8 protein-coding genes and 2 pseudogenes are annotated in these 12577 nt (G+C 39.0%); 2 read left to right on the top strand and 8 right to left on the bottom strand.

Annotated elements, in window-relative coordinates; all coding sequences use genetic code 11:
* Positions 1-5 precede the first annotated feature (5 nt).
* A complete protein-coding gene (locus tag ACYX4J_RS04535; protein WP_282933837.1) occupies positions 6-407 on the bottom strand; it encodes a hypothetical protein in 402 nt (133 codons plus the stop codon).
* Positions 408-923: 516 nt separating this feature from the next.
* Between ACYX4J_RS04535 and ACYX4J_RS04530 the strand changes: the two genes are divergently transcribed.
* On the top strand, positions 924-1667 hold the full coding sequence (locus ACYX4J_RS04530) for a transglutaminase-like domain-containing protein (RefSeq protein WP_152454492.1): 744 nt from the start codon (positions 924-926) through the stop codon (positions 1665-1667).
* Between the two features lie 57 nt (positions 1668-1724).
* Here ACYX4J_RS04530 and ACYX4J_RS04525 read toward each other — a convergent pair.
* From ACYX4J_RS04525 to ACYX4J_RS04515, 3 genes and pseudogenes are all read right to left on the bottom strand, one after another.
* Positions 1725-2665 (bottom strand): annotated as a pseudogene (locus ACYX4J_RS04525) (IS1595 family transposase).
* A gap of 102 nt (positions 2666-2767) precedes the next feature.
* Positions 2768-3973: pseudogene (locus tag ACYX4J_RS04520) on the bottom strand (IS256 family transposase).
* A gap of 447 nt (positions 3974-4420) precedes the next feature.
* The gene (locus tag ACYX4J_RS04515; RefSeq protein ID WP_216646256.1) at positions 4421-5026 is read right to left on the bottom strand and encodes a 3'-5' exonuclease; all 606 of its coding nucleotides are present in this window, start codon (positions 5024-5026) and stop codon (positions 4421-4423) included.
* A gap of 327 nt (positions 5027-5353) precedes the next feature.
* Between ACYX4J_RS04515 and ACYX4J_RS04510 the strand changes: the two genes are divergently transcribed.
* Positions 5354-6469 carry a hypothetical protein gene (locus ACYX4J_RS04510; protein ID WP_152454493.1) on the top strand — a complete coding sequence of 372 codons (1116 nt, stop codon included), beginning with the start codon at positions 5354-5356 and terminating at the stop codon, positions 6467-6469.
* A gap of 9 nt (positions 6470-6478) precedes the next feature.
* On the opposite strand, the gene ACYX4J_RS04505 is transcribed toward ACYX4J_RS04510, so the two are convergent.
* Genes ACYX4J_RS04505 through ACYX4J_RS04490 form a run of 4 tightly spaced genes read right to left on the bottom strand, consistent with a single transcriptional unit; the run spans position 6479 to position 12324 of the window.
* Positions 6479-7894: a TnsD family Tn7-like transposition protein gene (locus tag ACYX4J_RS04505; protein ID WP_152454494.1), complete on the bottom strand. Its 1416-nt coding sequence runs from the start codon at positions 7892-7894 to the stop codon at positions 6479-6481.
* A gap of 22 nt (positions 7895-7916) precedes the next feature.
* Positions 7917-9311: an ATP-binding protein gene (locus tag ACYX4J_RS04500; RefSeq protein WP_216646257.1), complete on the bottom strand. Its 1395-nt coding sequence runs from the start codon at positions 9309-9311 to the stop codon at positions 7917-7919.
* 59 nt (positions 9312-9370) lie between these two features.
* Positions 9371-11515: a hypothetical protein gene (locus tag ACYX4J_RS04495; protein WP_476177983.1), complete on the bottom strand. Its 2145-nt coding sequence runs from the start codon at positions 11513-11515 to the stop codon at positions 9371-9373.
* 2 nt (positions 11516-11517) lie between these two features.
* Entirely contained in the window at positions 11518-12324 is an 807-nt protein-coding gene (locus tag ACYX4J_RS04490) for a TnsA endonuclease N-terminal domain-containing protein (protein WP_152454496.1), read from the bottom strand.
* Positions 12325-12577 lie beyond the last annotated feature (253 nt).

Genomic DNA, 12577 nt, shown 5'->3' with positions numbered 1-12577 from the left:
AGCAATCAGACTTGGGTTATAGGTGGGCGGAGTAGAGGGGTAAAATAACCACTGGGAACACGTGTATTGCCGAATTCTCGATAATTAACGATTCCGCTCAGAATAGAGAGTAATGATTGACCTACCAGGGCGGTAAAGGTACTTCCATGGCAATGACAGCAGTGATTACATAAATCCAGAAGAAACGAAGATTGATCAGCCTCATCCCCGCTGGAGGGGATCTGTAAGCTTAAATCAGAAGGGGAGCTGTCCGGTTGAAACGGTAAATTGCCGGGCAGATCTTCATCATGATGTAGAGACAGGTGATTCGTTACCTCCTGAACTTCTTCATGGCTATCATAGAATGCACCTGCGGTCTGAAAGACCATAAGCACAATTAATAGAAATGATAGTCGAACTACATTCATAAAAGTTACAAAGAGACCAGAATCTACTGAATGGGATTCTAGCAAGTAAATTCAGACACCTCAACTTAACTCACTGCCCTAAAGTTATCATTAACCCCAAAGTGGCTATTTGGTCACACCTTCTCTCCAAGTGAGGAGTCAGCCTCTAGAAGAGGTCAATTTACAGTTAACGACACTTACACTAGTAAGGAGTCTATCGGTCCCATAGTCCACGGAATTTGGGTTGGAAAGGTAGAGCTTTAAAAGGGCTATATTCTTCAAGTAATCGGGATGCGAGATCATAATACTAATGTTAAATTCATTAAGTAGATTAAAATTCTTTCAGGAACCGTTAACCTTGCATGAAAGTGGGGGATTAACTTTGAATAAGCAGCCCAAATAAAAGTCTATGCGACATTCATTTAGGAATGATTTTGATAAGAGAGCTTTCGTGAAGTCTTAGGAGGTTTATTCAATTATACGAGAGGGCAGAGTTTAAATAAGCCCACATTATAACTTACCTTGGAGAACAAATGAATGAAGACACTTACTCGTGAATACTTATCAGAAACCCCTATGCTTGACTTTGAGAATAAAACCATTCAGATGTTAATTGAAAATAAGAAATGGCGTAAGCTATCTCAGTATGACGCCATTGGTGCCATCTATAAGTTTGTTCGTGATGATATTTTATTTGGTTACAATAGTGATGATCGTATTCCGGCTAGCAGGGTACTGAAAGACGGGTACGGACAATGTAACACTAAAGGAACATTGCTAATGGCTTTGCTTCGCGCTGTTGGCATTCCTACACGCATTCATGGATTTACTATTTTTAAAGACCTTCAGAAAGGTGCCATACCTAGTTATCTATTCTATATCGTACCTGAACGAATTATCCACAGCTGGGTTGAAGTATATTCAAATGATAGGTGGATCAACCTTGAAGGATATATTATCGACCGCCCATACCTGAACAAAGTCCAAGAAGGGTTCCGTAATCAATGCTCTGAGTTTAAAGGCTATGGTATTGCCACAAAATGCCTACAAAACCCACCCATTGACTGGGAGGATAAAGATACATTTATACAGAAAGAAGGTATCGCAGACGATTTCGGAGTTTATACGCAACCTGATGATTTTTATCTGCTCTATGGAAGTAATTTAACTGGCATTAAGAAATTACTATTTCGCTTCGTGATCCGTCATTTAATAAATATCAATGTTAAACGGATTCGAGCAAAGGGCTTAGGTAAATGTAATACCTTAGAATTAAGCTGATAAAGTATAGCGATACCACCTCTAGCGAGGGTGTTCAAAACTCTGCCTAATTACCACCTATACTAAGCCAATTTTCAGCAGTCTTTCCGGCATTGGAGGTGTCCGAAGAGAGAAAAAAAAAGTCTTGGAATGAGTGCTGATAAGTCGAACCGTCGATTAAATCGATATTGAAATTCTGCCAAATATCGCTGCGCATATTTCGGCCTAATCGCATGGTAGGTACTACGCAGTGCACTTTTTAGATTGCCGAGTACCGTATTCACCCAATAGAACTCAGGCTCTTCAACAGAAGCTCGACCACCACCACAAACAATCTTGTCATGTACACAATTAGCCTCTGTGACAGCATTGAAGCATGCAAGGCCATCTGAGATAACCATGCTACCGCTGCAAAGATGCTTTTTGCTCCAGGTAGAAATCTCACTGCTCCTGAAGCCCTTGATAATAGAGAGCTTGATACGAGTAGGACGTCTATCTTTGGTAGTTTCAACGGCAGCCACAAAGGGAGTTTTACCCTTAGCTCCGCGCCCCGGCTTGCATCCAGTATGTTCACCACCGAGATAGGCATCATCCAATTCAATAAAACCGGATAGCTTGTACTGTTGGTCCCGCTCCATCATCACCTGCATGAGTTTCTGCTTCATACGCCAGGCAGCGTTGTAAGAGAGACCCAGATGACGAGCCAGCTCCATAGAGGAAATACCCTTCTTATCCTGGGTAATCAGAAAGATACCGAGAAACCAAGTAGTAAGGGGCAGTTTGGTGGAGTCAAATATCGTACGAGAAGTAATCGATGTCTGACGTCGACACCGGTTACATTGCTTGAGCTTGCGGTAAGCGAGGTTGCAATGTTTGTCATGTCCGCAGTGAGGGCAACAGAAGCCATTTGGCCAACGCCATTGACAGAGAGCATCGAAGCACTGCTCTTCTGTACCATAAGCTTTAAGGAATTGGGTCAAACTAATACCCTTCTGGAACTGTACCTTGTTGCGAGCCATGGTGTATTCCCTTACAGATCAACATGATAGCTGTATTTATATACAGTTACATGTGACTTAGCAAGGGTGGTAATTAGGAAACTCTGTGTCAGCCAAATAGCCTCATAGGCTGATGTATTTCTCCAGTCGATCTGGGAAGTGGATCGTCAGCTGTGATAGTGTCAGATTCCAATTTTGAATTGGGTGCGTCCAGCGTTCGGAGGCTTTTAGTATACCGGCATAGAGAAGCTTCAGTAAGCTATTCTCATTGGCGAAGCCGCCCTTGGTCTTGGTCAACTTGCGGAACTGCCTGTGTACAGCCTCCACCGCATTCGTAGTGTAGATCGGTGTGCGGACGTATTCCGGGTATTTAAAGTAGGCCGAGAGAGTCGGCCATTTACCCCGCCAGGACTTAATCACCATTGGATATTTGTCACCCCACTTGGTCTCCAGCTCGTCCAAAGCGTGCTCGGCGGCATTGAGCGTTGCCGCCTTGTAGATGCATTTGAGATCGGCCATAAAGGCCTATTGATTCTTTGAAGCTACATACTTTAGTGAGTTGCGGATCTGATGGATGATGCAGTGCTGGATCTCGGTCTTAGGGTAGATGCTCTCTATGGCCTCAGGGAAACCCTGCAGGCCATCAACACAAGCAATGAGGATATCTTTGACCCCACGGTTGTGGAGATCGGTCAGAACACTCAGCCAATGATGTGCGCCTTCTTGATCGGATAGGTAGAGCCCCAATAACTCCTTCTTGCCTTCGATATTGAGGCCAAGAATCGTGTAAATGGCCTTGCTGGCATAACGACCGTTTTCCTTGATTTTGTAATGGATAGCATCGAGCCAGACAATAGGATAGACAGCCTCCAGGTCGCGCTCACGCCAAGCTTGTAGTTCAGGCAGCAGCTTGTCAGTAACGGCATTGATGGTGCCGTTGGAAAGCTCCATTCCGTAGATATCGGCAATATGTGTGCGGATGTCCTGATAGCTGTTACCCAGGGCAAACAGGGCGGTAATCTTGCGTTCCAGTTCGTCGGTAAGCTGAGTTTGATGCTTCTTGACGATTTGAGGCTCGAAGGTGCCGGCACGATCCCGCGGCGCCTGCAGCTCGAAGCTGCCAGCGGGGCTTTTCATAGTTTTTGAGGTGGTGCCATTCTTGCGGTTGGGCTTATCCTCGCTGGCGAGGTGCTCTTCCAGCTCCGCTTTCATGGCAGCTTCAGTGAGTTGTTTGATCAGAGGGGTGAGGATGCCATCTTTGCCATTGAGGTCTTTACCCTCGCATAAGGCTTTGACGGCGGCATCCATATCGAAAGTAGGTTTGGTCATGGGTCATCTCTTTTTTGCTAATAGTAAAGAAATGACACAGAATTCTGAACACTACCCCTCTAGCTCTAGTCTGAGATCTAAATATGTAACTTAACTGCCACTATAGGAGATATGGTGGGTATCATTTCCTTTAGATACGATATCTATAATGAGTCCCAGAAAATATAAAACAATCTTTTTGAACAAACCCAGGATTACATAATCATATAAAATAATTTAACTTTCATATCAACAACCAATCAAAGCGGAGTATCTAAACAATATTAAATCGAGTACTCTTGATCTTCCCGCAATAAAAGATTAAGAGTCATAAAATACAATAGCCATCTATGAATAAATGAGACAAATTTCTATGACATGAAAGGCAGAGGTTAAGCCTCTCATACAATCAAAATTATATTTATAATAAGTACATCACCTATTCGCATCAAACCAACGATACATTTTTTAAATAGTCAAGTAAGGAAGTATTCTCGAAATATTACGTGCATCATCCACACCGCGATGCTGCTGACCTTCAAAGACAATACCGAGAGACTGTAGAGCAGATCCAAGTCCTGAACGACGCTTCTTACCTGTCTTTTCTTGCCATACTGCTTTCAGGTTGATATGCGGTTTAGCAAAAAAATCTGGCGCGCAACCGTGCCGTATCAGCTCTACTTTGATCTGCTTCCAATCGTATTCCCCCCAGCTAGCCCAGGCTTGATACTCATAATGAGATAACCATAAGTTAAGGAGACTCGTGCTTTCTCTGAAATCAGGCGCACTAGCCACCATGCTATTTTTGATACCTGTAAGTTCACTGCAAAACTTACTAAGTTTCGGATTAATCATTGGTCTAACAAATTGACTATGACTAGCTAAGATTTCACCATCCAAAGTAGTCAGTACAAGTCCGAATTCAATGACCTCCATTACCCCAACAGATAGTGGGCGATCATTCCAACAAGTTGCCTCAAGATCTACAATCAGCAGGTGCTTAATACCATTGAAGCAATTCTGAAAAACCATGCTAAACCCTATAGTATTTTTTAAAAATGAAAAAAATCCCATTAGTATACGAAAATTATAATATACATATAAACAGAGTGAGATATTTAGAACGAGCCCGTCATCAATTGACATGGCTCAATAGAGTATTGTAAATTTTTCAAGGGATATACTATATGGAAACAATAACATGTCCTTTAAGTACTTTTAATTATTAAATATTAGATTTCTTGGTATATCATTAGGTATTCATAAAAAATAATAAGCCATTTCAAAATATATGTGTGTATATTTATGAAGCTCTATAGCTCTCAGAACAAACTTATCAGCAAGCTAGATAGAGAAACTACAAACCACACAATATTTCTATCTTTACAATATGGTATAACTATGTTTAGAGCACTGCAACAGCCGGGTGAATCCATCCATTCCTTTATATTAAGAGTTTTTATAAAAGCTGGGTTTCGGAATATAAATAGCTTAATAGCTGGCGGGGGTGGATGGAGAGAGTACCCTTCAATTCCGGATACAGCCAAAAAATATTTCACTTTTTATCCCGAGAAAGTACTGATTGACATTTTTGACTCTACTTACTCTATCGGAACAGAGGACACTTTTAGCAGAAATAGATTTACACATTTTAAAGGCTTCCCGCAAATTCTTAACTACTCTCATGGACAATTTACTGGAAAACGAATACCTATTAAGTTTTGTAAAAGGTGTATTGAAGAAAAACTTGCAAATCAGGGCCATGCGTTTTTCGAAAGCAAGTGGTTATATATATCATATTGCGAAAAGCATAACTGTCCGTTATGGCAAATCAAAAGAACCCCTTCAGTAAAAAACAAAATTAAAAGCGTGATTTTAGGTGTTTTATCGGCTAACTGGGAGAAAGTATCCAGCTCAATAAAACATTTAACTTCAGAAGTTTACAATAATAAACATTATGAGGACCCCATAAGTAAGTGGAAACTTTACTTTTCTCCCTGTGCAAAACTAACCTACATAGAATATTTTGTTCAGACTTTATCCTATCAGAAAAATTACATTGGGAAATTTTCTGATAGGAGATCAGCAGAACCCACGAAGAGCGACCTGAACCTCTTAAGAGCAAGATTGAAGAGATATTGTCATATGAGTTTTTATGATGTGTACAGTAAAGAATTGCAATCAAACTATAAAATCATTAAAAACTTCGAAAAAGAAAATTTTGAAACTATAAAAGTTAAACGATGGGGAATGGAGTTCCCTATACTTAAAGATAAAAAGGGAGCCTGCGCATCTTGTTCCCGATGGAATATAGATTCTTTCACTGACTGTTCAATTTCTGGTGTTATAGCTAGCTCTCGTGAAAGCGATTATTCAAGAATGGAAATTAACAGCAATAATTATATTGACTTTACAAAAAGATGTGCTATTACTTGGCTAAACATACAGAGATATGAGTTTCGCAAGAAGTATGGTTATAAACATCCCTTAGGCCTTCCTGCACCTCTCAATCAATAAATATGTTCTCTATTTTTTAGGATACCTCCCCTTAGCCTTTAGAGGTTTAGGTAGAGCAACCTCTAGCCATTCACGATCATATAAATACAACCAATAAAAGGCTTTATTACAGTGTAACTTAATATCTTTACGAATTGCTTTAGGGTGGGATTTGTAATATTTAAGGATTTTTAGCCTATAGCGACGTCGCATTGACTCCATATGGCATCGTTTACGATAAGTTACTAGTTCAGGATGAGTTGAGATAACTTGTTCTACTGATCCTACACCAATTTTACAAATTGTAGCTATTCGATGCCGGTTCATTCTTGTATACCCAAGGTGAATAATTTCATCTCTACAAGCCTTAGATAATTTCTTTGGCTTAAGATTCAAGGGGATATCGTGGAGCGCTGCAAGTCTTTTCAGATAAGTTCTACTTTTCCCTGTAATTTTAGAGGTTTCATTAAGCGACCTGCTTCGTAGAATATCAATACATTTCCTCTCTTTCCTTTTCGTCCTCATAGCAAAATCCTTTTTACGGGTTTGGAATTCAAACTCTACACTATTATGATCCTCTAATAATTGCTGGAAGGTAGAAAAAAGCCAACTTGAGAAAAAAATGTGCTGGAAGGGATTATGGCTTGCTCCTTGAACTAAAAGTTGAGAAACATATCTGAAGTCTTCAGAAGATTTTGGGAGCGAGCTATTATAAAATGGCCGATACTGCTGTGAATATACATAAAAATTTTGCATTAATTTTAGACGCCTAATACGGCCACTATTCGTTACCAAGCCCATATTATTTAATTTAAGGCGATATTTTGAAGTAACATCTATTAACGGAATAGGCCATTTGATCTTTCTTAAAAAATCATATCCAAACTTACCTACCTTATATTCAACACTAGATGCTTCTTTAGCACAGCAGGTCACTGATGGTAACAATCCAAGGTTAATTCGTTGACGATTAAGTAAGTCAATTCTCTCTAAGAGTACTGGATGTATACCACAAGAAGAGACCCCAGGGATTTGATGCGACCTATGCCAATAAGCAACTCCATATTGATTTATATCGCTACAGGCGCACTCTTGACACCATTTCAAGCATAGCGAAGAACCTGCACCAAATGATGGGAGCTGACTTTCCCTTATTGATCTCGCGCTATCATTACTCAACATAAATTTTATTATGTTATTTGAATACTTAGGCAAATAAAATATATATATTGGAGCCAATGTCTGACCAAATAAAATTTCGTACGCTTCATCATCTGTCAGGGCTGAAAGTTTTTTTAGATTCGATGTCAAAAAGGGGTGTATGGAGGCCCTCTCCTCAGCAAGATATATTTTATTAAACTCTTTACCCTTTAATCCAGAAATAGTAGCAAAGCGAATAATTCGACTAAAGAAAAGTTCATCAGGAAAAGCTTTGGGCAGGAGCATATTGTCAAATATGGGGTGAAACTTACTTTGAGGATAGATGCTTGATCGGATTTTTAAATAAAATTTCCATTTTTTTTAACTCAGCTTCAGGATTCTCTGCAATAGATGCTCGCCTTATCAAGTCTGGATCTTTAATAAGTTCATTTAAGTCACCAATAGATTGCAAGTAAGATAGCTTCTGATGAAATTCATGGTGCTGGGGGCGATTTAAATCTCCGGGGATAATCATAACTTCTGATTTCGAAGTATCTATAGATTTAACGGAAATTTCACTAGTTTCGACCTTAGACCTATTATTACTCTTTTCCCTTCTGATACGCCGAAATTTTTCAAGCCTATTTATCCTTGCTTCATCTACAGATTTTTTGGAGAAATTTATAGCTTTTTTTGCTGCATACTCCAGGACATATTCTGTTATAGACTCGTTATCTGAACCAATTACTAAACGCTGAGACTCCCTATAAATTCTTACAGCCAGATCCATATTACCAATAGATAGATCATATAATTTGTCACTAAGAGATTTAGTTAAAGGAGTTTTTTCCTTTGTCCATTGCAACACCCAAAGTTCTTCAACAAACATGGTCCACTCCTCATCATTTTTCATCAAGTCCATAGTAAAAGAAGCTTGACTTTCTGCACGTCTTGCTGTCTTTAGAGTTTTCCCTAATAATTTGTCAAAAGGAGGGTTTGCACACAGAAGAATGGGAACTCCCAATTCATTCATAAGATTATGAAGAAACCCCAGAAATTTATCTTCGCCTCCAGCTTTTGCCAAATTTAAATGCTGCATTTCATCTATTATTATGACACCTAAAAAGCTAGACTTTATTTTAGCTTCAATTTGCTTAACAAGTAGATCACTCGTTTTTTCTGGCTTAGTCTCTTCTCCTCCAAGCTTTCTATCAATTTCCGATAAAATCTTAAGACAAAGGGCTCTGATACTTGAGTTTTCTGGGCAATCTACTTTAGCCCATACTACTTGCTTAATATATAAAGGCTCACCTTGGTATTTACGATGCTCAATAACTTCTGGAAAACAATTTAAAATCTGCTCTAGCATACAACTTTTTCCGACACCGCTTTCCCCAAGTAAAGTTATACCACTCCCGTTAGATTTGAAATAACCTGTTCTAGGAGCAACTTTAGATCGTTGGTCTACAGGGTAGTGTAAATAGTTCATGGTTGTCGGCGACAGGGGATTCTTGCTTGAATAACCTTTCTTAATCGCAATTTCAATTGCTCTAAAGCATTCTAGATATACTGGAAGAGGCTGCCTTAACTCTTCGATTCTTGTAAGGTATTCAATACGCTCGAAAGCACTCAACTTTCTCTCGTTTTCAGAAAATGAAGGATAGCTACTTAATTTTTCTACCAAATCCTCATCTTTCAATTTTTTTGGTAATGCTTCGATCAAGGGGTTCCCCCGATGCTCCGGGAGTATTGCAATGTTATACTCTGCATAATTTACACCTCTCACTGGTTCCGCCTCTTCCTTTTTATTAATGAGACAGCTTCATTTTTCCTTTTTGACTCTAAGTTCTCATCATCGGGATATAGTTCTGATTTCTCTTCTCTAATGGATTCACCGTATTCAATTCGTCTATCAAGAACCGCCTCTTTTCTTCGTGTTCTCATTCCCTTTATTCGCTCAGTCTTACTCTTATCTTGTACATCTTTTTTTGTTTCACTTTTTGCTACTTGGCTAACTAATTTACGTCTATTATGTCTTTCTATAGACTTTTTACCTGGTTTATTTTTACATTTTTCTTTCTTTTTCCAATCTTTAAAATACAATATATCAGCTTGATGCTTATCACTAAGGCTTGCAGAAAACTTCATCAAGTTGCATTTAGTGAACCCTTCGCGCTCCTTAAGGCGAACATATATGAATGAAGAGTTATCTTGATCGATACGAGCTTCCATTTTCCAGCACTTGGTAGACCTGGCAAGCACTTTCCATTCTTGAAATTCTTCCCGGTCACATTCATAGTACATATCCTCATTTAAGCGGATACCTTTACTCGTCATAGATACTTCTACCGCAGGTAGAAGTTTAGCCCTTACTTCGGACTCCTCTGATCTACTTAAAGCATGCCGATGCTTTTTTAGATGGATATTCCAATAATTAAGCGGTGTAGGGGGCAATCCATTTTGCACTAACAAGACGGATTGTGCAGCTAAACCGTCAAATAGAGAATTATTATGCTCCATAACCTCATCAATAAGTAATTTTGTTACTTCATCTAATGTATATGTTGCATCGAGACGTGGATCACGATCACCTCGAATATAATGATGTCCTCTAGTTGTCCCTAATAATTCATGGACTAGATTTTTATTCAATATTTCGAATCTTCGTTCCACAATGCCTTTAAGATCGGCGCGATAAGGTGGAGCTATACTCAGGTGACCGATTAATGGAACGGCTAATTTTTCAGCGCTCTTACATATAAACTCCCCTCGATCGCAAAGCAAACGCTGGGGGATATGATGGCAAGGCCATTCATGATCTTCGATTTCGATACCGAACCTAGAACAATAACTTTTCTTATCCGTAAAGCTATTGACAAGAGCTTGACGACCCGCACGCCAAGAAGCATATTCCATAGAAACGTGAAGCCCAACAATCATCCTGCTTTCTTTATCTACCACACAATAAACAGTAGGCCTACCTAGAACATGAGAGCGCCTAAATTCAGAGACAATATGAACATCCAGTACTGTTGAATCCAATTCAAAGCAACTTCCAGGAACTTCGGTATGATCTGTCGCAGCTCCTCTTAACCCACGCTTGTTTCTTTCAAAGTCACCCACTGTAGTTTGCTTTCGGATTATTTCATTTTTTGGGATTAATTTTTTAACCCAATATATAAAAGTACGATATGATGGAACATTCGGCAACCTAGATTCACTCTCTGCCAGTATTAGTTCTTGTGAGTATAGCTCCTTCAACATTTTTTCATAAACTTGACTAAATGGAACTCGACGCCCTTTCAAGCCATACTTCTTCATCGCTAAAATAAAATTATTCTTATCATTTTCCGAAGTGTTAACCCCTTGATGTATTTCCATGCTCGGTGTAAGCATTCTTATTGGAGCTCCACGTTTAAGACCTCCTGAGACCCTAACTCTTCCAGCTCCTCCAGAATTCTTGTAAGCAGGCAGGAGGGCATTTCTTTCTTGCCCACCCCTCCAATATTGATTTAATAACCTATATATTCTCTGAGCCCTTACCCCTTTACTTTTCGCCTGATTTACCAGAACTTTGCTTCTTTCTTCAGTAGAAATCTCAAGGAGAAAATCTGGATTTTCTATTAGCTCACTTATCAGCTCAATATTTCTATCACGTTTTTTAATATGAGCTTCAGGTATCAACCCCTCATCAGCTAGCTGATAGTAGGGAAGAGGACTAAAGTTTCTTTTCACAGCTCCTCCTTTAATCGCACACAAAAATCTGGAGCTATCAATCTTAATAGGCCTTCTTAAACCTCCAGATTCTTCAAGATTAAAAAGAACCAGAATATTTATATCATAAAAAAGTTCAAGAACACGATACACACCACTATCAACCCCATCAATATCAGTTATACTCCAAACACTGTTTCGTTCAACTCGCATGCTTACCTACCGATTGATGAAAGAATATTTGTTATATCTATAACTCCAGACTCTGCTATCGGTTTACTTAAGTCTACCTCAACTTTCTTAATAGCGATTAAATGCTTCAAAAGTACTAAAGCTTCATCGTTCTTAACATCTACATTTTTACAGAATCCATTGCATATATCTTCGATCAAATTGATCCCGACATGTAATGTCTTTATGGCTTGCTTTTCTATACTTTCCTTAAATCTACGTCCTTGTCTATATGCAGAGGTAAACCACTGAATATTTTTAGATTGAATAACCGATATTTCATTCATAGTATATATATGGAAATTTACCCCCAGAAGCTCCCACCAAATACGTTCAATTTCTAATTTTTCAGCTGTACGCTTTATTGATAGTTCTTGGGCTGATTTAACAGAGATAGCCTCATACCAAAAGTCGTGTTTATCTGTGCAAGTCAAAACAAAGTCTGTAGTCATGACATTGTATGATCCAGAACCAGGCACTTTTGGATGATTTATATCTAGATTCTTTGCAATCTTGATAGAAAAGTCTAGGGGGAGAAGGGGAAACTGTTCCCTTATATCGATTACTGAATCACAGTTTTCAACCAGATAGAAGAGACAGCTTTCGTTTTCTGAGAGGGTATGATGCTCTCTATTAACTTTAATACCCTGAATTTTTCCACTATTTCCCTTAGATTTAACATCCTGAACTCTCAGCCAGGGTTTGTATTCTTCTCCAGCTCCCAGCCCATACTTGTTTTTCAGAGCTCTTTGAAAATCAGTTAGCCTCTCTAACCTTCTGTGTCGCGCCAAAACTTTTCACCCCAATCTGATTTATGACTAAAGCATTAACATCTTAGGTCTGTAAGATTTATTAATCCGGTATCTATAGTATACATACTGAGGTCATATTTAAGTGGTTGTGTTCATCCTTATTCAAACATTATGAAATTTAGCAGATCTTACAAATTCGTAGGACCGCTACGCCTAAACCGTAGAGTGTTTCTACCTATTATAAATCTGATTTTTTTATGTTATATGATTTAAGGATTGTCTTGATAATTTC

It is taken from the genome of Microbulbifer sp. ABM4_008 (assembly GCF_056311705.1).
This window is presented reverse-complemented; position numbering and strand designations above follow the sequence as displayed.

Bases quoted from the DNA above. Each gene is read 5' to 3' on its own strand.
- ACYX4J_RS04535 (WP_282933837.1), bottom strand. From the start codon at position 407: ATGAATGTAGTTCGACTATCATTTCTATTAATTGTGCTTATGGTCTTT.
- ACYX4J_RS04530 (WP_152454492.1), top strand. From the start codon at position 924: ATGAAGACACTTACTCGTGAATACTTATCAGAAACCCCTATGCTTGAC.
- ACYX4J_RS04515 (WP_216646256.1), bottom strand. From the start codon at position 5,026: ATGGGATTTTTTTCATTTTTAAAAAATACTATAGGGTTTAGCATGGTT.
- ACYX4J_RS04510 (WP_152454493.1), top strand. From the start codon at position 5,354: ATGTTTAGAGCACTGCAACAGCCGGGTGAATCCATCCATTCCTTTATA.
- ACYX4J_RS04505 (WP_152454494.1), bottom strand. From the start codon at position 7,894: ATGCTCCTGCCCAAAGCTTTTCCTGATGAACTTTTCTTTAGTCGAATT.
- ACYX4J_RS04495 (WP_476177983.1), bottom strand. From the start codon at position 11,515: ATGCGAGTTGAACGAAACAGTGTTTGGAGTATAACTGATATTGATGGG.